This window comes from Comamonas sp. SY3, from assembly GCF_041730275.1.
Classification (GTDB): domain Bacteria; phylum Pseudomonadota; class Gammaproteobacteria; order Burkholderiales; family Burkholderiaceae_C; genus Comamonas; species Comamonas sediminis.
On sequence record NZ_JBGTYN010000022.1, the window covers coordinates 1 to 17,835 of the forward strand.

Annotated in this window: 19 protein-coding genes, 1 tRNA gene and 1 pseudogene; 10 read left to right on the forward strand and 11 right to left on the reverse strand. The window is 64.1% G+C overall.

All coding sequences use genetic code 11. The features are described 5' to 3' along the window. Window positions 1–181 precede the first annotated feature (181 nt). Window positions 182–257 (forward strand) — tRNA-Phe (locus tag ACCQ08_RS20905). 43 nt (window positions 258–300) lie between these two features. Here the strand turns inward: ACCQ08_RS20905 and ACCQ08_RS20910 are convergent. The 3 genes from ACCQ08_RS20910 to ACCQ08_RS20920 form a co-directional block, all read right to left on the reverse strand. Then, window positions 301–792 carry an NUDIX hydrolase gene (locus ACCQ08_RS20910; protein WP_373450886.1) on the reverse strand — a complete coding sequence of 164 codons (492 nt, stop codon included), beginning with the start codon at window positions 790–792 and terminating at the stop codon, window positions 301–303. Between the two features lie 94 nt (window positions 793–886). Next, window positions 887–1,213 (reverse strand): helix-turn-helix domain-containing protein, encoded by a 327-nt coding sequence (locus ACCQ08_RS20915; RefSeq protein WP_239810346.1) that lies wholly within the window; start codon window positions 1,211–1,213, stop codon window positions 887–889. Between the two features lie 202 nt (window positions 1,214–1,415). Further along, complete coding sequence (locus ACCQ08_RS20920; RefSeq protein ID WP_373450887.1) at window positions 1,416–1,775, reverse strand: helix-turn-helix domain-containing protein; 360 nt, start codon at window positions 1,773–1,775, stop codon at window positions 1,416–1,418. 236 nt (window positions 1,776–2,011) lie between these two features. On the opposite strand from ACCQ08_RS20920, the gene ACCQ08_RS20925 reads away from it, so the two are divergent. The 3 genes from ACCQ08_RS20925 to ACCQ08_RS20935 all read left to right on the forward strand — a co-directional run bounded on the left by ACCQ08_RS20925 (window position 2,012) and on the right by ACCQ08_RS20935 (window position 3,367). Continuing rightward, the gene (locus tag ACCQ08_RS20925; protein WP_373450888.1) at window positions 2,012–2,272 is read left to right on the forward strand and encodes a hypothetical protein; all 261 of its coding nucleotides are present in this window, start codon (window positions 2,012–2,014) and stop codon (window positions 2,270–2,272) included. Window positions 2,273–2,418: 146 nt separating this feature from the next. Continuing rightward, on the forward strand, window positions 2,419–2,901 hold the full coding sequence (locus tag ACCQ08_RS20930; protein WP_373450889.1) for a DNA-directed RNA polymerase subunit alpha C-terminal domain-containing protein: 483 nt from the start codon (window positions 2,419–2,421) through the stop codon (window positions 2,899–2,901). Window positions 2,902–2,965: 64 nt separating this feature from the next. Beyond that, window positions 2,966–3,367: a helix-hairpin-helix domain-containing protein gene (locus tag ACCQ08_RS20935; RefSeq protein WP_239810350.1), complete on the forward strand. Its 402-nt coding sequence runs from the start codon at window positions 2,966–2,968 to the stop codon at window positions 3,365–3,367. Between the two features lie 380 nt (window positions 3,368–3,747). Here ACCQ08_RS20935 and ACCQ08_RS20940 read toward each other — a convergent pair whose 3' ends face one another. From ACCQ08_RS20940 to panC, 3 genes are all read right to left on the reverse strand, one after another. Beyond that, complete coding sequence (locus ACCQ08_RS20940) at window positions 3,748–5,031, reverse strand: DUF5979 domain-containing protein (RefSeq protein ID WP_373450890.1); 1,284 nt, start codon at window positions 5,029–5,031, stop codon at window positions 3,748–3,750. Between the two features lie 50 nt (window positions 5,032–5,081). Continuing rightward, window positions 5,082–5,762 carry a hypothetical protein gene (locus ACCQ08_RS20945; RefSeq protein ID WP_373450891.1) on the reverse strand — a complete coding sequence of 227 codons (681 nt, stop codon included), beginning with the start codon at window positions 5,760–5,762 and terminating at the stop codon, window positions 5,082–5,084. Between the two features lie 422 nt (window positions 5,763–6,184). Continuing rightward, the gene (gene panC / locus ACCQ08_RS20950; protein WP_239810352.1) at window positions 6,185–7,033 is read right to left on the reverse strand and encodes a pantoate--beta-alanine ligase; all 849 of its coding nucleotides are present in this window, start codon (window positions 7,031–7,033) and stop codon (window positions 6,185–6,187) included. 342 nt (window positions 7,034–7,375) lie between these two features. On the opposite strand from panC, the gene ACCQ08_RS20955 reads away from it, so the two are divergent. After that, window positions 7,376–8,641, forward strand: a complete 1,266-nt coding sequence (locus ACCQ08_RS20955; protein WP_373450892.1) for an Hsp70 family protein — start codon at window positions 7,376–7,378, stop codon at window positions 8,639–8,641. A 32-nt stretch (window positions 8,642–8,673) separates the two neighbouring features. Here ACCQ08_RS20955 and rsmI read toward each other — a convergent pair whose 3' ends face one another. Then, entirely contained in the window at window positions 8,674–9,606 is a 933-nt protein-coding gene (gene rsmI / locus ACCQ08_RS20960; protein WP_239810354.1) for a 16S rRNA (cytidine(1402)-2'-O)-methyltransferase, read from the reverse strand. Between rsmI and ACCQ08_RS20965 the strand changes: the two genes are divergently transcribed. From ACCQ08_RS20965 to ACCQ08_RS20975, 3 genes and pseudogenes are all read left to right on the forward strand, one after another. After that, window positions 9,597–10,043: a YraN family protein gene (locus ACCQ08_RS20965; RefSeq protein ID WP_239810355.1), complete on the forward strand. Its 447-nt coding sequence runs from the start codon at window positions 9,597–9,599 to the stop codon at window positions 10,041–10,043. The genes rsmI and ACCQ08_RS20965 overlap by 10 nt on opposite strands. A 199-nt stretch (window positions 10,044–10,242) precedes the next feature. Beyond that, a complete protein-coding gene (locus ACCQ08_RS20970) occupies window positions 10,243–10,842 on the forward strand; it encodes an SIS domain-containing protein (RefSeq protein WP_239810356.1) in 600 nt (199 codons plus the stop codon). Next, window positions 10,842–11,501: pseudogene (locus ACCQ08_RS20975) on the forward strand (BON domain-containing protein); the annotation flags it as partial. The gene ACCQ08_RS20970 and the pseudogene ACCQ08_RS20975, both read left to right, overlap by 1 nt. A 217-nt stretch (window positions 11,502–11,718) precedes the next feature. Here the strand turns inward: ACCQ08_RS20975 and ACCQ08_RS20980 are convergent. The 4 genes from ACCQ08_RS20980 to ACCQ08_RS20995 all read right to left on the reverse strand — a co-directional run bounded on the left by ACCQ08_RS20980 (window position 11,719) and on the right by ACCQ08_RS20995 (window position 15,714). Then, entirely contained in the window at window positions 11,719–12,645 is a 927-nt protein-coding gene (locus ACCQ08_RS20980) for an NAD(P)-dependent oxidoreductase (RefSeq protein ID WP_239810357.1), read from the reverse strand. Between the two features lie 76 nt (window positions 12,646–12,721). Then, entirely contained in the window at window positions 12,722–13,858 is a 1,137-nt protein-coding gene (locus ACCQ08_RS20985; RefSeq protein ID WP_239810358.1) for a PilT/PilU family type 4a pilus ATPase, read from the reverse strand. A gap of 72 nt (window positions 13,859–13,930) precedes the next feature. Next, window positions 13,931–14,539, reverse strand: a complete 609-nt coding sequence (locus ACCQ08_RS20990; protein WP_239810359.1) for a cyclic nucleotide-binding domain-containing protein — start codon at window positions 14,537–14,539, stop codon at window positions 13,931–13,933. Between the two features lie 131 nt (window positions 14,540–14,670). Then, entirely contained in the window at window positions 14,671–15,714 is a 1,044-nt protein-coding gene (locus ACCQ08_RS20995) for a type IV pilus twitching motility protein PilT (RefSeq protein ID WP_239810360.1), read from the reverse strand. A gap of 83 nt (window positions 15,715–15,797) precedes the next feature. On the opposite strand from ACCQ08_RS20995, the gene ACCQ08_RS21000 reads away from it, so the two are divergent. Then, complete coding sequence (locus ACCQ08_RS21000; RefSeq protein ID WP_373450893.1) at window positions 15,798–16,526, forward strand: YggS family pyridoxal phosphate-dependent enzyme; 729 nt, start codon at window positions 15,798–15,800, stop codon at window positions 16,524–16,526. Window positions 16,527–16,634: 108 nt separating this feature from the next. Next, window positions 16,635–17,771 (forward strand): alanine--glyoxylate aminotransferase family protein, encoded by a 1,137-nt coding sequence (locus ACCQ08_RS21005; RefSeq protein WP_373450894.1) that lies wholly within the window; start codon window positions 16,635–16,637, stop codon window positions 17,769–17,771. Window positions 17,772–17,835: the final 64 nt, after the last annotated feature.

The following is a 17,835-nucleotide window of genomic DNA, read 5'->3' on the forward strand; positions in this document are numbered from 1 at the left end:
GCAGCGGATTGAAAATCCGCGTGTCCGTGGTTCGATTCCGCGCCAGGCCACCAAAACAACAAGCCTCTGCATCAGACATGGTGCAGAGGCTTTCTTGTATGCGCAAGGCATCGGATGCGCAGCAATTGCCCCCAAGTTGCCGGCCAGGCTCTCCGCTCAGGCTATAATGCTAGCTTGTGTTGGCCCGGTAGCTCAGTTGGTAGAGCAGCGGATTGAAAATCCGCGTGTCCGTGGTTCGATTCCGCGCCAGGCCACCAAACGCATTCTGAAGCCCATCCTCTGCGATGGGCTTTTTTGCGTCTAGGGGCTGCGTCTTTGGGCCCGTGGTGCGGATCCGTCTGCCGCTGACAGCAGCGCCTGCTTGAGCCCCGCCGGGAACAGTGCCGGGCCGCCTGGCATATCCAGCGCAGCCACGTCCCACCAGCGTGCCGTGCAGACGCTGCCGCTGTTTTCGCGAAAGCGGATGTTATCCAGATGCGCGAAGCGTGCTGCATCAAACACCACCTCGGCGATGAACAGCACCTCATGGCCAACGGCCCCGTGGTGGCGGTAGATGTTCTCCATCACGAGGGGCGGGCCTGGAACTTCCACCTCGACCTCCAGCTCCTCGATGAACTCGCGTTTGAGCGCATCCTGCCAGCGCTCGCCAAACTCCACGCTGCCGCCCAGAGGGCGCACCCCTGTCAGACGGCCTTCGTCATTGGCGACCTCGGCGGCCAGCAGTTTGCCGTTGCGCCAGTGCAGGCCTAGGGCCTTGACTTTGATGTGCTGGGGTGGTCGCCAGGAGGTCATGGCCATACTTATCTCTACATTCGGGTTGCTTGCGTTAGATGCTTGCGCTGAAGCTGGCGCTCGCTCGTCATCTGTCCGACTGGACTTCAATGATTCAGGCGATCTCTGCCAGCCAATGTGCCAGCGCCTTGGCACGCTTGTTTTTGCTCATCGTTCCCAGGGACAACAAGAGCAGGGCAGCGTCGTCATCCTCGCAGTACAGATAGGCAAGCGGCACCTGCAATGCTTCGGCAATCAGCCGTGCCGTTTTGACGGGAGGCTCATGCGTACCCAGTTCATAGCGGCTGATGCGCGCACGGCTTGCAGATTCATCAATGCCTATCAGTACGCCGACTTTTTCTTGCGACCAGCCCAAGTCTTCCCGCCGGGCTCGCATGCGGCGGCCCAGGATGGTTGAAGTGGGAGAGAGGGCAGAAGGCATGTCACGAGTCTCGTGACTTTGTGGTAAGCTGTCGTCACGAAAGACGTGACATGGAGCGGCTTCAAAAGGATCCTTTCAGGAGCAATCTCAAAGGTGAGTATTGGAAGAAATGAAACTGCAGCAACCGGGGCATGGCGCCGTAACTCTGCACTGCAGGGATGCGATGTGCCTCTCTCCACAAGGGCTGAGACCGAGCCTTCGGTCAATCCCCAGGCGAACGCAAGCGCTCACAAAGCTGCTGCACGATACCGGTGACAAAGGCACGGTCCGACGGTTTCAACTCGGACAGCCATGCGCTGATGCGCATGGCCTGGTCATCGGGGGCGGTGGAGCTGTGGGCCAGCAGGTCGCCAATGCTGACCCGCAGTACCGACGCGAGGTTCTCCAGCGTATGCAGTGACGGGGCGGATGCACCGCGCTCAAAGCGGCTGATGGTCTCCGGCTCCACATGCAGCCGTTCTGCCAATTGCGCCTGCGTCCACCGGCGCGACTTGCGCAGCTCGGCAATGCGTTGCCCCAAGAGTTGGGCCAAAGGCTGCTCGGCCAGCTTCTTGTTGATCATATCTGTCTAGTTGAAATCCAACAGATATGGTTGTGTGTGGAGCGGAAAGGGGCCAGAATTCAATTTGTGGAATCCAATGTAATTTCACTATATTCGGGGCCGAGGCCGACATGCGCGCTGCGATCGGGATCCGCGGGCGCAATGCCACGGCTGCACATCGTCAACCCCACCGTACCGGAGGACTCAACACCATGCCGCATGCCCCGCAACATCGCCACAGCAGTCTGGCCCCTGAAATGCAGGGGCATAAGGAGCCGGCGCGCCAACGCAGCGTTGCAGCGGCCACGCCGACTGCGGCCGTGCCCTCTGCTGCGCGCCGCCGATTGGGCCGCAACCAGCTCGGCATTTGCCTGCTGTTTTTTGCCGAAGGTCTGCTGGGCCTGTGGGTGGTGGGATGGCCGGCGCTGAGCCTGTGCATTTTGGGAACGCTGTACCTGGCCAGCACAGCCAGGCGCAAGGAAACAGCGCAGCGCAGAGCCGCAGGCGCCAGCCCCTGACGCCTGCCGGAACGCGCAAGCGGCACGGGGCGCGCCGGGCGGGCAGGCATGCTGACATGCGACCGACTGTATAAGACATGTCAACAAATCTCATCTGACGCCTCTGTGTAATATTTTGCAAGGCCAAGGCGATACGATGGTTACAGATGACTACATCCCCCTCCATCCTGCCCGTCCAGGCGGACCGGCCCCTGCAAGATCTGCTGCCACCCGATCTGTGGAAGCTGCTGGCCAGACACGACATCACGACGGTGGACCAGGTCGTGGCGCTGTACCCCGCTAAATTGCTGAAGATCCACTACCTGGGGCCGGTGCGTTTCCGGCAGATCGAAGAGCTGCTCTTCCCCGGCCGGCGCTACGAGCCCCCGGTGCCTCCCCCGATCGAGACCGAGGACCTGGAAGGCACGTCGCTCGAAGGGCTGGTCTCCCGCCGCGTGCTGATCACACTGCGGCGCAATGGCATCAAGACCGTGCAGCAACTGGTGGCCACCTATCCACGGCGGCTGGTGGACATCACCGGCTTTGGCATCAAGGCGCTGCGGGAAGTGGAGACCGTCTTCTTTGATGGCCAGCGGTTTGAGCCGATGAAATCCCGAAAGACAATCCAAAACACCATTAAGCGAAGATGATTATGATCTCATCCATATGGCAAATGGTTCTGCGTCTCCCCCTTCGACTCCGTTAGACGGAAAGTTGCCTGCCTCGGTCATCCGGATCCTGGCGCGCAACGGGATAGACAGCGTAGAGGCCGTGCGCAAGGCCTACCCGCAGCAGCTGCTGACGCTCAAAGGTATCGGCTTGCTGAGGTTGCGCAAAATTGAAAAGGCGTTCTTCCCTGGCCACGCCTACATGCCGTCGCATACCTTGGCGGTGCTTCCTTTTGTGTCGGGTTCCTGTCTCAATGGATCGCTGCCGGTGGCCATCGTGCGCGCACTGGCACGCGGCGGCATCACCACCCCGGAGCAGCTGCGAGCGGCCTATCCCGTGGATCTGCTGAAGATCCGCTCGCTGGGCGAAGGCTCGCTGCGCGAGATCGAGCGGGTCTTCTTTCCCGGCCAGCATTACGAGCCGCCCGGCAACACCAAGATCCGCTAGGGGCAGCCCGCAGCAGCTGCGGGCAGGCGGGGGCGGATGCCAGATACCAGAGCGTCTGCAATGCGGCGCAGCGCATCGCTGTCTGGCCGGTCACGCGTCGGTGGCCTGGCCCGGCGGCCGCTGCCGAGCAGTCCGTGCGCGGGCGCCGGGCGCCGTGGATGTACACAGCGGGCCCTCCGTTATCAGAGGAGTGGAAGGCCGTTTGGCAACACCTTGGCCACTTGGGCATCCCTGGGCATCCCTGGCCATCTGAAGACCTGCCGTTACCGCGCAAAGTGCAAACCTTGGCTCAAAACCAAAGGCCCGGGCCTGGCGCCATGCCAAACCCGGGCCCCGGCTGGAGTGGTGGTTCGTGGTCAGCCGCGGTGGCTGTGACCGGTTCAGCGCTGCTGCTTGCGGCGCATCGCCAGCATGCCCAGCAGCGCCAGGGTGGCGGCCATCAGCAGCAGCTTGACGGTATCGAGCGTGGGCACCGCTGCCGGCGTTGAAGGGGCCGTGCGCACCAGTGTGTTGACAAAGGAGGCCGTGTTGCCGGCGGCCGCGGTCACCAGGCTCACCGGCGCAGGCAGGGTCGTGCTCCACGCATAATCCGCAGGGGCCGGCGGCATCGCTGCATTCTCACTGACGGTGCAGCTGGCGCCCTGGGGTACGTTGGTGATCGCGATCGCGCCGGCATTGCTGCCGCTCAAGCTGACGGTCGTGTTGAAGCTGCCATCGGCGCCGCAGTTGGCGGTGAAGCTGAAGCTGCCGCTCACCCCTGGAGCCGGGCCACCGGCCACGGTCTTGCTGATCGTGATGTCGGTGTTGGCGCGCGCGAGGGTGTTGACCAGTTGCGCGGTGTTGGCTGCCGGGGGCGCTGCCATTGTGACCGTCGTGCTCGGCGCCGGGTCTTCGACCCAGAGGTGGTTGGCGGGGGCGGCAGGGCGGGTGCCTTCGGCCACCACGCAGCTGCCGCTGGAGATCACCGGTGTGACCGAGACGCTGCCCGTCGTTGCCGTGTTCAGCGTGATGCTGGCGTTGATCGCCGGTGCGGCCACACCATCGGTGCCGGTGCAGACCACCGAGACCGGGAAGCTGGTGCCGGTCAGATCGACGGGCGTGACGTTGGCAGGCCAGACTACCTGCTTGGCAATCGCGAGTTGCGCGGCATGGCAGGCGAGGGTAGCAGTGGCGGGGGTATTGACCTGGCCGGTCGGCGATACGAAGTCGGTGCCTGGGGTAATGGTGTTGGTGACCGAGGGCGTGTCGATGCAAGCCTGGCGGCCGGCCACGGTGTTGGGCCAGACGACCGGCACCGTGATGGTGCAGCCGCCCGACGGAATCGTGAAGGCGCTGTTGCTGACCACGTTCGAGCCGGGTGACGCACTGAGGCTGTTGGCGGTGCAGGTGCTGCCCACGGTGCCGGTGCCCACCACCAGCGGTGCGGGCAGGTTGTCGGTCAGGTTGACGTTGCTGATGTCGGTGGGCGTGCCGTTGGACAGCGTGATCGTGAGCGCTGCCGTGTTGTCGCTGCCACCTAGATAGAGATCGGTCTTGTCAAAGCTCTTGCTGATCTTGGGCAGGCCGCAGGCGCCATTCTCCGAGGTGGCGGCATTCAGAAATGCAGGAGCCACCTTGGTTTTGTTGGCGTTCCAGGGGGCGCCGATGAAAGGAGAGATGTCCACCACGGCAAAAACACAGGCGCCCTTGCCGGCGTTCGATTGGGCAGTGGGAATCAGCAGGCCGTATACGTTGTTGGTGGGCGTGGCGCCTGGCGCCGGGAAGCTGGCTGGAGGGGTACCGGAGGCCAGGTACAGCGCATTGCTTGCACCTTGTTGATATAGGTGATATAGCCGCCTGCGAAAGGGTTCAGCGCACTGAAGGAGGGGGCAAAGGGAGAGTTGGTGTTCAGCGGAAAGGAGGTAATCGCATTCAGCTGGCTGCCCAGCTCGAATGCAGAGCCCGTGCCACCATTGAGCGCAGCCACCAGTCTGCCGCCGTTGCCGCCGTTCTCCGCCTCACAGCAGCCATCGATAAAGAAAACGATGGAATTGGCCCAGCGGTTGGCGACGGCGCTTTGCAGTACTGCCCAGTTGGTGGGGTCGATCGGCTTGTAGGTAGCCGCGACAATCACGATGTCATAGGGCGAGCCCGATGCTACGGTGAAGGTGGCCTGCGAGATGGCGTTGGGATTGCCCAGCACCGACAACTTGGTGAGATCGCTGGGATTGGCCAGCGCGCTGGCAAACTCGTTTTGCAGATTCTCGTAGGCGCCGACGGCGTCAGGTTTTTCTGCATTGGGCTCAGTGACATTGGTGGTCAGCAGCAGCACCTTTTGCGCAAAGGCATGCTGTGCGCCGAGACACAGGAGGAAGGCGGCGATCAGCAGCCGGAAAAACATCAATGGATGGGTCATTTCTCTTCCCGTTGGGTCTGGTTGGTCCACGAGGCGCGCATGCGAGTCTCCGTCCTTGAGGGTAACCAGTATCGTTTATTTGTATCAATATGCATCATAACCAGGGCGTAAAAATCCCCATACGAGCAACTGCTGCAGGCCGGATGGGCGCGCAGAGCTGCTGTTATGAATTGAGACTTCGAATGAAAATGTACCGTCGATTGATGAATTGATATGTCTGTTTTTTGGGCAGAACGGCGTCGCCCAGGCAAACAATTGTCATCCACCGGTGCAGCAGGCTGCTGCAGGGTGCAGCGCCCGGTGTGGGGCTCAGGTGCTATTAAATACAGAGCGTCAGCGGCACAGAATGGCGCAGAGCAGGCATGGTGCCTGGTGCATGCGCCTCTGCCCCTGCGCAGCGGCCAGCGGGTGGCCGCGCTGCGTCAAAACTCCAGGTTGTCGATCAAGCGCGTGCTGCCCAGGCGCGCGGCGCCGAGCACCACGAGCGCAGCGCTGGCCGCCTCGCTGGCGTCAGGTGCCAACAGGTTGTGGCGCTGGCGCACGGTCAGGTAGTCGGGCTCCCAGCCCTGGGCACGCAGCGACTGCATGGCCTCCGCTTCCAGCGCAGGCAGGTTGTGCGGCGCGTTGCGGGCGGCGCGGGCCAGTGCCTGCAGCGCCCGGGACAGGGCCATGGCCTGCTGGCGCTCGGCCGCGCTCAGGTAGCCATTGCGCGAACTCAGCGCCAGGCCATCGCCGGCGCGGGCGGTAGGGCAGCCGATGATCTCGATGGGCAGCGCAAACTGCGCCACCATGCGGCGGATGACCATCAGCTGCTGGTAGTCCTTCCAGCCAAAGATGGCCGCGCCCCCGCCGGTGGTGGCAAACACGCCACTGAACAGCTTCATCACCACGGTGCAGACCCCTGTGAAAAAACCGGGCCGGAACGCGCCCTCCAGAATGTCGGCGAGCGCCGGGTCGGGCTGCACCTTGAACAGCTGCGGCTCGGGGTACAGGTCCTTCTCGCGCGGTGCGAACAGGATGTCGCAGCCGGCCTCCTGCAGCTGGGCGCAGTCGCTCTCCCAGGTGCGCGGATAGCTGTCGAAGTCTTCGGTGGGCAGGAACTGCAGGCGGTTGACGAAGATGCTCGCCACCGTCACCGCGCCGTGGCGTTTGGCCTCGTGCACCAGTGAGATATGGCCCGCATGCAGATTGCCCATCGTGGGCACGAAGGCGGGCCGGCCGCGCCCGGCCAGCGCTTGTCGAAGTTCTGCGATGCTGTGGGTGACTTGCATGGGAGGCAGGGGCGAGCGGGCGCCAGCGGTAGTGCAGGGAGCGCAGAGCATAGCAGCAGTGCAAAAGTCTGTGTATGGGCCTATCAGTACAAGCTATGGTTTGTCCGTAGTCGCCGCATGCGCTTGCCCTATAATTTTCACGTCGCGGCGCACAAGGATGGTTCACAGGTTCTTGCAGCGCACGCCTGGGTCAGCCGGCTCCGTGTCAGGCCAGTCGCATTTGGGCCTCTGTTCCCGCAAGGGGGCAGAGGCTTTTCCCTTTTTTTACCGGCACCTGTCTGCATTCTGCGCAGTCTGCATGCCTTGTTTTTTCGTCCGATTCCCCCGTCGGACCTGGTCTTTATGTCATCTGCACCCGCCATCCTGGGCATTGATTTCGGCACCTCCAACTCCGCCATGGCGTTCAAGGCCGACCTGGCTGCGCCCGGGCCTTCCACGCTGTTGCAGGCCGAGGGCGCCTCGCAAGCGATGCCGACGGCCGTGTTCTTCAACACCGAGGACCACAGCACCCACTATGGGCGCGACGCGGTATCGCGCTATCTGGAAGGCACCGAAGGCCGGCTGATGCGCTCGCTCAAAAGCCTGCTGGGCAGCGCGCTGATGCAGGAGAAGACGGTGGTGCATGGCAAGCTGGTCGCGTACCAGGACATCGTGGCGCTTTTTGTGCAGCAGCTGGCCGCCACCGCCGAACGCCAGATTGGCCGTCTGCCCAGCACCGTGGTCATGGGCCGGCCCGTGCATTTTGTCGACGAGGATGCCGGGCGCGACCAGGCCGCGCAAACCGCGCTGCAGCTGGCCGCGCAGGCAGCGGGCTTTCAGGATGTGCGCTTTCAGCTCGAACCGATTGCGGCAGCGCTGGACTATGAGCAGCGCATCGCCCACGAAGCGCTGGTGCTGGTGGTCGACATTGGCGGCGGTACCTCGGACTTCACCGTGGTGCGCCTGGGCCCGCAGCGCCGCAACAAGCCCGAGCGCAGCAGCGACATCCTCGCCACCACCGGCGTGCACATTGGCGGCACCGACTTTGACCGGCGCCTGAGCCTGATGGCGGCCATGCCGCTCTTGGGTCTGCAGCATGTGGGGCCCAGCGGGCGCGAGGTGCCCAGTGCGGTGTTCCATGACCTCTCCACCTGGCACCTGATCCAGTGGCTGTACAGCCCGCAGCGCCAGCGCGAGGTGCAGGCATTGCGCAGCAGCTACAGCGACACCGCGCTGCACGACCGGCTGGTGCGCTTGCTGCAAGAGCACTGGGGCCACCGCCTGGCCAATGCGGTCGAGGAGACCAAGATCGGCCTGTCGAACCAGCAGAGTGTGCAGAAGCTGGACGTCGATTGGCTGGAGCCGGGCCTGAGCCCCGAGGTCTGGCCCGCCGATCTGCAGCAGTGCCTGCAGGCTTTGCTGGCCCAGGTCGCGCAATGCGCGCTCGACTGTGTGCAGGCGGCGGGCTTGCAGCAGGGCCAGATCGATGCGATCTACCTGACGGGTGGTTCGTCGGCCTTGCAGCCGCTGCGCGCCGCGCTGGCCCAGGTTTTTCCGGACACCCCGCAGGTCGAGGGCGATCTGTTCGGTGGTGTGGCGGCGGGCCTGGTGCACGGCCAGGCGCTGTGATTTCCCCTAAGCGCTAGACGCTCCAACGGCGGTCAGCCGCCGGCTTGCTCGGCATCGCGCTTCCAGGCCAGCGCCGTGTCATACAGCGCATTGCGCGGCGCGCCGGTGATGTCGGCGGCCAGCTTGACGGCGGTCTTGGTCGGCAGCTCGGCCAGCAGCAGCGCCAGCACGCGGTGCGCATCGGCCAGGCCATCGGTCTGCACCGCCTGCGGGTGCAGCAGCAGCGCAAACTCGCCCTTGCTGCGGTGCGGGTCGGCCGCCAGCCAGGCGGGCACATCGGCTGCGGGCATCGTGGCAATGTCCTCAAACTGCTTGGTCAGCTCGCGGCCCAAGGTCACGGGCCGGTCCTGCAGCACGGCCAACGCCTGGGCCAGGTCGGCAATGCGGTGGGGCGCTTCCAGCAGCACCAGGGTGCGCGGGTCTTGTGCGAGCTGGGCCACGGCTTGCTGGCGCTCTTGCGCCTTGGTCGGCAGAAAACCGATGAACGCAAAGCCGCTGCTGGCGCCTTCGCCGGCGACCGCGCCCGCAGCGCTGACCAGCGCCGTGACGCTGCTGGCGCCGGGCAGGGGGCTGACGCGCAGGCCCGCGCGCGCCACGGCGGCGGCCAGGCGTGCGCCCGGGTCGCTGACGCCGGGTGTGCCAGCGTCGCTGACATAGGCGATGCGCTGGCCTTGCTGCAGGCGGCTGATGACCTGCTCGGCCGCCTCGGCCTCATTGTGTTGGTGTACCGCAATCAGCTGGCCGCCCGACTTGCCAACCCCGTAGGCGCGTAGCATGCTGTGGGTGTGGCGGGTGTCCTCGCAGGCCACGGCGTCGGCGAGCTCCAGTACATGCAGCGCGCGCAGGGTGATGTCGGCCAGGTTGCCGATGGGGGTGGCCACCACGTACAAGGTGGAGGCAGGGTAGTGCTGGGTGCCGGCTGCAGCCTGGGCTGCTTGCAAAGCGGAGGTGAAAGATGCAGACACCGTGGAAGATCCTTGAAAAATGGCGCAGCCCTCGCGCGCCTGCCGCATTGCCGCAGGCCGCCAGCGAAGGGGCGGACAACAGCAAGCTGCGGGGCCAGCGGGCAGAAGATGCCGCGCTCCATTATCTCCAACAACAAGGCCTGCGCCCGCTGGCGCGCAATTACCGCACGCCCGGGCGCGGCGGCGGCGAGATCGATCTGGTGATGCAGGAGCGCGATGGCACCGTCGTGTTTGTCGAGGTGCGCCAGCGCCAGCACGGCGGCTTTGGCGGTGCGGGCGGCAGCATCGGCGGCACCAAGCAGCGGCGCATCATCCTGGCCGCCCGGCACTACCTGGCCAGCCTGCGCCAGCAGCCGGCCTGCCGTTTTGATGCGGTGCTGGTCGAGCAGGAGATCGTCTGGCTGCGGGCCGCCTTTGATGTGCCCGATGGGGGCTGAGGACGCTCTGCAAAACGTGTTGCCGTGGTCTCAACGGGGGCTTGGGCGATCCGCGTCCATCCCGGTGGGCAAGAATCTTGCAAGGGTTTTGCAAAGGGTCCTGAAGCGCGCAGTTGCCGGGCTTTGCATACGCATGGGCTGAGAAAAGTCATCATCCCGGCCCCAGGGGGAAACCTGCCAAGGTTATCATCGGGCCTCCATGCTTGAGCAACACATCCAACAGCACTTTATCGATAGCGCCGATCTCCATTACCAGGTGTCACAGGAGATGAGCGAAAGCGTCGCCAGCGCGGTCTACGCGCTGCTCGCCTGTGTGACCAGCGGCAATAAGGTGATGTGCTGCGGCAATGGCCTGTCCTGGGCGCAGGCGGCGCAGTTCGCCGCGATGTGCGTCAGCGGCATGGAGCGCGAGCGCCCCGAGCTGGCCGCGATGGTGCTCGACAACGGCGCGCTGGCGCAGGCCCAGCTGGGCAGCAGCCTGACGGCCGAAGGCCACACGCAGACCCTGGCGCGCCAGGTGCGAACTTTGGGCCAGCCCGGCGATCTACTGCTGGTCATCAGCGCTGATGGCCATGACCGGGCGTTGCTCGGCGCGGTGGAAGCGGCGCATGAGCGCGACATGTCCGCCGTGGTGCTGACCGGCCGCACCGGCGGGTTGCTGGCCAATGCCTTGAGCGAAACCGATGTGCTGATGCGCGTGCCCCATGACCGCAGCACCCGCGTGCGCGAGGTGCACCAGCTGGTGCTGCACTGCCTGATTGACGGAATCGATACCCAATTGTTAGGAGAAGAGGAATGATGCCTGTGTCTTGGAAGCGATTGACGCTGAGTCTGGTGGCGGCTGGAACGGTCGCTGCGACCGTCTCGGGTTGCATTCCGCTGGTGATCGGCGGCGCCGCCGTCGGTGGCACGGTGATGGCGATCGACCGCCGCACCGCCGGGATCCAGGTGGAGGACGAGAGCATTGAGTTGCGCGTGGCCAGCGCCATCCGCGAGCGTGCCGGCAATGACGGGCATATCAACGTCACCAGCTACAACCGCCAGGTGCTGCTGACCGGGGAAGCGCCGAACGAAGCCTTCAAGCAAAAGGCCGAGGAAGCGGCCAAGGCCACCCAGAACGTGAAGACCGTGGTCAATGATGTGGCGGTGATGTTCAACTCCAGCCTGTCGCAGCGTTCGACCGATACGCTGATCACCGGCAAAGTGCGGGCGAGCATCATCGATGCCAAGGACCTCAGCTCCAGCGCCATCAAGGTGCTGACCGAGCGCAATGTGGTCTACCTGATGGGCCGCGTGACCGAGCGCGAATCCAAGCGCGCTGCAGAAATCGCCCGGGGCGTGGCCAATGTGCAAAAGGTCGTGCGCGTTTTCGAGATCATCAGTGAAGACGAGCTCAAGTCCCTGAGCAACAACCGCAGCACCGGCAATGCCGCTCCGGTGGTCAACGACAGCAGTGCATCGGCCATCAGCACCCCGGCAGCGACCGTCGTGCCTGCGCCAGCGGCCGCACCAGCAGCGCCTGCGGCCGCACCGGTGTCGACCGGTGTGACCACCTCGCCGGTCAACACGACGCCGGTGCAGCCGCTCAACGATGGGTTCACGACCAAGCCCTGAGCCTGCTCGGCACACAACAAAAAGGCCGCTTCAGCGGCCTTTTTTGCGTTCTGGGGGGCGGTCAGGCCTTCTTGCCCAGGCGGGTGATCAGGCTCGACGTATCCCAGCGGTTGCCACCCGATTGCTGCACATCGGCGTAGAACTGGTCCACCAGCGCGGTCAGCGGCAGGCGCGAGCCATTGCGCTTGGCCTCGTCCAGCACCAGGCCCAGGTCCTTGCGCATCCAGTCCACTGCAAAACCGAAATCGAACTTGCCCTCGACCATGGTCTTGCCCCGGTTTTCCATCTGCCAGCTTTGCGCGGCACCCTTGCTGACCACGTCCAGCACCTGGGGCATGTCCAGGCCGGCATTCATGCCGAATGCAATCGCCTCGGACAGGCCCTGCACGACACCGGCGATGCAGATCTGGTTGACCATCTTGGCCAGCTGGCCCGCGCCGCTGCTGCCCAGCAGGGTGAAGGCGCGCGAGAACGCCATCGCCACCGGCTTGACGCTGTTGAACACGGCCTCATCGCCACCGCACATGACGGTGAGCTGGCCATTGACCGCACCGGCCTGGCCACCGGAGACCGGCGCATCGATAAAGTGCAGGCCCTGGGCCCGGGCGGCGGCATACAGCTCGCGGGCCACATTGGCCGAGGCGGTGGTGTGGTCCACAAAGATGGCGCCAGGCTTCATGCCGGCCAGCGCGCCATCGGCGCCCAGCACGACCGAGCGCAGGTCATCGTCATTGCCGACGCAGCAGAACACGATGTCGGCGCCGGCTGCAGCCTCGCGCGGTGTGGCGGCATGGCGGGGGGCCTTGGAGCTGGCGAATTCCTCGCACCAGCTTTGCGCCTTTTGCGCGGTGCGGTTGTAGACGGTGACCGCATGGCCTGCCTGGGCCAGGTGGCCCGCCATGGGGTAGCCCATGACGCCCAGGCCCAAAAAGGCGACGTTCAGGGAAGGGGTGCTGTCATAGCTGCGTGCTTGAATACTCGATGCCATTGCGGTGACTCCAAAAAGAGCGGCACCCAAGGCGGGCCTGGGTGCCGTGTCGCTGAAAACCCAAAACGCTGACAGCTTAAACGATTGTCAGGTGCTCCGTGCCCTCGGCCAGATCACTGCGCTTGGCGCGCTGGCTGCCCAGCTTGATCTGCAGGCGCAGGTCGTTGACCGAGTCGGCGTTGCGCAGCGCATCTTCGTAGGTGATCATGTTGGCCTCGTACAGGTCGAACAGCGCCTGGTCGAAGGTCTGCATGCCCAGGTTACGGCTTTTCTTCATGATCTCCTTGATCTCGTTGACCTCGCCCTTGAAGATCAGGTCCGAGATCAAGGGTGAGTTCAGCATCACCTCGACCGCCGCGACCCGGCCCTTGCTGTCCTGCTTGCTGAGCAGGCGCTGGGACACCAGGCCGCGCAGGTTCAGCGACAGATCCATCAGCAGCTGCGCGCGGCGCTCTTCGGGGAAGAAGTTGATGATCCGGTCCAGCGCCTGGTTGGCGCTGTTGGCATGCAGGGTGGCCAGGCACAGGTGACCGGTTTCGGCAAACGCCACCGCGTGTTCCATGGTTTCGCGGTCGCGGATTTCGCCCATCAGGATGACGTCCGGAGCCTGGCGCAACGTGTTTTTCAGCGCCGCTTCCCAGTTGTCGGTGTCCAGACCCACTTCGCGCTGGGTCACGATGCAGTTCTTGTGCGGGTGGACGAATTCGACCGGGTCTTCCACGGTGATGATGTGGCCGTAGGAGTTTTCGTTGCGCCAGTCGACCATGGCCGCCAACGTGGTGGACTTGCCCGAACCGGTCGCGCCGACCATGATGCACAGGCCGCGCTTGGTCATCGCCAGGTCCTTGAGCACCTGGGGCACGCCCAGGCCGTCGATCGTCGGCAAGGTCAGTGGAATGGTCCGCAGCACCAGGCCGACATGGCCCTGCTGCATGAAGGCGTTGACCCGAAAACGCCCGATGCCGGCGGGCGAGATCGCGAAATTGCATTCCTTGGTCTTTTCGAACTCGGCCACCTGCTTGTCGCTCATGATCGAGCGGGCCAGCGTCAGCGAGTGGGTGGGCGACAGCGGCTGGCTGGAGACCTTGGTGACCTTGCCATCGATCTTGATCGCCGGCGGAAAATCAGCGGTGATGAACAAATCGCTGCCATTGCGCTGCACCATCAGCTTCAACAGGTCGTTGATGAACTTACTGGCCTGATCCCGTTCCATGACAATCCTCTCTGGCTCCGTTATTGTTGCTTATGCAACAGAAACGCCCCGAGGACGGGCGCCCTGAGAGGCTCAGGGCTCTATCCGGGCGCTGGTCTGCCGCAGCCGCGTGGAGAGTTTGCGCGCAAACAAGGCCAGCAAATAGGCGGCCGTGGACGCGTCCAACTCCATCATGGCGTCCAGTGTATCGGCCTTCAGCACAGCCAGCGCACAGTCGGTGGTGGTGATGCACGAAGAAAAACGCGGACTGCTGTCAAACAGAGACATTTCCCCCAGCACCTCGCCAGGGTGGGTATCGGCCAGGTGCACGGTCTGGCCGCTGGCCAGCTGGCGCTCGACACGGACCTGGCCACTCAGCACGATCAGCATGTAGTCGCCCAGCTCGCCTTGCTGGATCAGGGTTTGCAGCGCGGGCACCTGGTAGAACTCCAGGTACTGCACCATCTGGTCAATGAACGGGGATTGCAGCAGGGACAGCGCGGCATCCTGCGCCCAGACCATGCGCAGGGCGGTGGCGGGGTCGGCCGGTGCCAGAAGCTGGGCATGGATGGCCTTGCGTCGCTGGCTCCAGAGCACATAGGGCGCCTGCGACGTGCTGGCCTGCTGGAAGCCATGGAGGAAGAAGCCCGTATCAGCCTCGGCGGGCTCGTCTGCCGGGGATGCGGAATGCAAGCGGTTCATGGCCCATGGTCTCCTTTGATCCCGCAAAGCATAAAGGGCACCTGCGGTACTGGCAATGACCGCTGGTGCCCTTCGTGCAACCGTTTGTCAGTTATTCAATGAATAAGCTCTTCCGGCGTGTTTCGCGATGCTTAACCCGGGAAGTTCTCCGGCGTCTTGGCCTTGCTGCGCGCCTCGGCCGGGCTGATCACATTGCGGCGCACCAGGTCGGTCAGGTTCTGGTCCAGCGTCTGCATGCCCATGCTGTTGCTGGTCTGGATGGTCGAATACATTTGCGCCACCTTGGCCTCGCGGATCAGGTTGCGGATGGCCGGCGTGCCCAGCATGATCTCGTGCGCGGCCACACGGCCCTGGCCGTCCTTGGTCTTGCACAGGGTCTGCGAGATCACCGCCTGCAGCGATTCGGACAGCATCGCCCGGACCATTTCCTTTTCTTCGGCGGGGAAGACGTCGATGATCCGGTCGATGGTCTTGGCGGCGCTGGAGGTGTGCAAGGTGCCGAACACCAGGTGGCCGGTTTCTGCCGCGGTCATCGCCAGGCGGATGGTTTCCAGGTCGCGCATTTCGCCGACCAGAATCGCGTCCGGGTCTTCCCGCAGTGCCGAGCGCAGTGCGGCGCTGAACGACAGCGTCTGCGGCCCCACCTCGCGCTGGTTGATCAGGCATTTCTTGGATTCATGGACGAATTCGATCGGGTCTTCCACCGTCAGGATGTGGCCGTATTCGTTTTCGTTGAGGTAGTTGACCATCGCCGCCAGGGTGGTGGATTTGCCCGAGCCGGTCGGCCCGGTCACCAGCACCAGGCCGCGCGGCTTGAGCGACAGGTCGGCAAAGATCTTGGGCGCGTTGAGCTGCTCGAGGGTCAGGATCTTGCTCGGAATGGTCCGGAACACGGCGCCCGAGCCGCGGTTCTGGTTGAAGGCGTTGACCCGGAAACGCGCCAGGCCCTCGATCTCGAACGAGAAGTCGACTTCGAGGAATTCTTCGTACTGCTTGCGCTGGGCGTCGCTCATGATGTCGTAGACCATCGCATGGACCTGCTTGTGGTCCAGCGGATCGACATTGATGCGGCGCACATCGCCGTGGACCCGGATCATCGGCGGCAGGCCTGCAGACAGGTGCAAGTCAGACGCTTTGTTTTTGACACTGAATGCCAGCAATTGGGTGATATCCACTGCAGTTCCCTCGTTGTTTTGGTACGCTTTGAGTGCAAGGCCTCGTGGTCAACACGTTCCAAGGCAGTGCATATTTTTACATTATGAGCACGATTTCCGAAAAAATTCAGCAGGTTCGCCTGCAAATCGACAATGCCTGCCAGGCCTGTGGCCGCCCCGGCAACAGCGTGCAGCTGCTGGCCGTCTCCAAGACCTTTGGCGTCGATGCCATTGCCCAGGCGGCCGAGGCCGGCCAGCGCGCCTTTGGCGAAAACTACATCCAGGAAGCGGTGGAGAAAATCCGCTACTTTGCCGAGCACGATGCCTGGAAGGACCAGGGCCTGGTGTGGCACTGCATCGGCCCGATCCAGAGCAACAAGACGCGGCTGGTGGCCGAGCACTTTGACTGGGTGCACACGGTGGACCGGCTCAAGACCGCCGAGCGCCTGTCCGCCCAGCGGCCCGCGCAGCTGGCGCCGTTGCAGGTCTGCATCCAGGTCAATGTCGATGGCGGCATCACCAAGTCCGGCGTGGCGCCGGGCGAGGTGGCGGCGCTGGTGCAGCAGGTGGCCCAATTGCCCCAGTTGCAGCTGCGGGGCGTGATGAGCATCCCCGATGTCGTGCCCGACTTTGCCGCCCAGCTGGCCGTGCACCAGCGGGTCAAGGCGGTGTTCGACAGCATCGCCACAATGGGCCTGCCGCAGCTGGCGCAGTGGGACACCATCTCGCTGGGCATGACGGCCGATCTGCAGGCCGCCGTGCAGGCCGGATCGACGATGGTGCGCGTGGGCAGCGGCATCTTTGGCCAGCGCGACTACGGCAGCGCCCATTGAACGGCGCCATCTGCCTACCCCCACCGGCCCGGCGGCAGCGCATGGTGCTGCGTGCTAAGCTGGCCCCCGATTGTTCTGTGTACCCCCTCAAATAGACAGGAGACCCCCATGCCAGGATTGCTACCCGACGTTGACCCCGATGGCCTGTTGGAGTTTTCGGTGGTCTACACCGACCGCGCGCTCAACCACATGTCGCACCGCTTCATTGGTGTGATGGGTGAGGTGCTGCGCATCCTCAAGACCACCTACCATGCGCACACGGCCGTGATCGTGCCGGGCAGTGGCACCTTTGGCATGGAGGCGGTGGCGCGCCAGTTCGCCAACCGCGCCAAGGTGCTGATCGTGCGCAATGGCTGGTTCAGCTACCGCTGGACCCAGATTTTCGAAGAAGGCGGCCTGGGCGGCAGCGCCGTGATCTGCAAGGCCCGCCCCCAGGGCAGCGGCCCGCAGGATGCCTGGGCACCTTGCCCGGCCGAAGAAGTGGCCGCTGCGATCCGCAACGAAAAGCCCCAGGTGGTGTTTGCCCCGCACGTCGAGACCGCCAGCGGCATTGTGCTGCCCGACGGCTACATCCAGACCATCAGCGCCGCCGCGCACGAGGTCGGCGCACTGATGGTGCTCGACTGCGTGGCCAGCGGCGCCATCTGGGTGGACATGCAAAAGACCGGTGTCGATGTGCTGATCACCGCGCCGCAGAAGGGCTGGAGCGGCCCGCCTTGCTGCGCGATGGTGATGCTCTCCGAGCGTGCGCGCAAGGCGATCGAGGATACGAAGAGCAGCAGCTTCTCCTGCGATCTGAAGAAGTGGATGCAGATTGCCGAAGGCTACGAAAAAGGCCAGCATGCCTACCATGCGACCATGCCCACCGATTCGCTGGTGCAACTGAGCAAGGTGATGCAGGAGGCCGAGGCCTATGGGCTGGACAAACTGCGCCAGGAGCAGACCCAGCTGGGCCAAGAGGTGCGCGCACTGCTCAAGGCGCGGGGCTTTCCCAGCGTGGCGGCGCCCGGTTTCGAGGCGCCCGGCGTGGTCGTCAGCTTCACCACCGACCCGGAGATCCAGAACAGCAAGATATTTGCCAGCGTGGGCCTGCAGACCGCTGCCGGCGTGCCGCTGATGTGCGATGAAGGGCCGGAGTTCAAGACCTTCCGCATCGGCCTGTTTGGCCTCGACAAATGGCATAACGTCGAGCGCACCGTGGGCCATCTGCGCCAGGCGCTCGATGGTTTGGGTATTAAGGGTTAACTTGTGTTTTTAACGCGTTCCGCGCCTGCCATCCAGGTGCAGAATGCTGGTTTTGTTTGAAGAA

Excerpts from the sequence above, each read along its gene's own strand:
- ACCQ08_RS20910 (WP_373450886.1), bottom strand. The coding sequence starts at position 792 with ATGACCTCCTGGCGACCACCCCAGCACATCAAAGTCAAGGCCCTAGGC.
- ACCQ08_RS20915 (WP_239810346.1), bottom strand. The coding sequence starts at position 1,213 with ATGCCTTCTGCCCTCTCTCCCACTTCAACCATCCTGGGCCGCCGCATG.
- ACCQ08_RS20920 (WP_373450887.1), bottom strand. The coding sequence starts at position 1,775 with ATGATCAACAAGAAGCTGGCCGAGCAGCCTTTGGCCCAACTCTTGGGG.
- ACCQ08_RS20925 (WP_373450888.1), top strand. The coding sequence starts at position 2,012 with ATGCAGGGGCATAAGGAGCCGGCGCGCCAACGCAGCGTTGCAGCGGCC.
- ACCQ08_RS20930 (WP_373450889.1), top strand. The coding sequence starts at position 2,419 with ATGACTACATCCCCCTCCATCCTGCCCGTCCAGGCGGACCGGCCCCTG.
- ACCQ08_RS20945 (WP_373450891.1), bottom strand. The coding sequence starts at position 5,762 with ATGACCCATCCATTGATGTTTTTCCGGCTGCTGATCGCCGCCTTCCTC.
- panC (WP_239810352.1), bottom strand. The coding sequence starts at position 7,033 with ATGCAAGTCACCCACAGCATCGCAGAACTTCGACAAGCGCTGGCCGGG.
- ACCQ08_RS20955 (WP_373450892.1), top strand. The coding sequence starts at position 7,376 with ATGTCATCTGCACCCGCCATCCTGGGCATTGATTTCGGCACCTCCAAC.
- ACCQ08_RS20965 (WP_239810355.1), top strand. The coding sequence starts at position 9,597 with ATGCAGACACCGTGGAAGATCCTTGAAAAATGGCGCAGCCCTCGCGCG.
- ACCQ08_RS20970 (WP_239810356.1), top strand. The coding sequence starts at position 10,243 with ATGCTTGAGCAACACATCCAACAGCACTTTATCGATAGCGCCGATCTC.
- ACCQ08_RS20980 (WP_239810357.1), bottom strand. The coding sequence starts at position 12,645 with ATGGCATCGAGTATTCAAGCACGCAGCTATGACAGCACCCCTTCCCTG.
- ACCQ08_RS20985 (WP_239810358.1), bottom strand. The coding sequence starts at position 13,858 with ATGGAACGGGATCAGGCCAGTAAGTTCATCAACGACCTGTTGAAGCTG.
- ACCQ08_RS20990 (WP_239810359.1), bottom strand. The coding sequence starts at position 14,539 with ATGAACCGCTTGCATTCCGCATCCCCGGCAGACGAGCCCGCCGAGGCT.
- ACCQ08_RS21000 (WP_373450893.1), top strand. The coding sequence starts at position 15,798 with ATGAGCACGATTTCCGAAAAAATTCAGCAGGTTCGCCTGCAAATCGAC.
- ACCQ08_RS21005 (WP_373450894.1), top strand. The coding sequence starts at position 16,635 with ATGCCAGGATTGCTACCCGACGTTGACCCCGATGGCCTGTTGGAGTTT.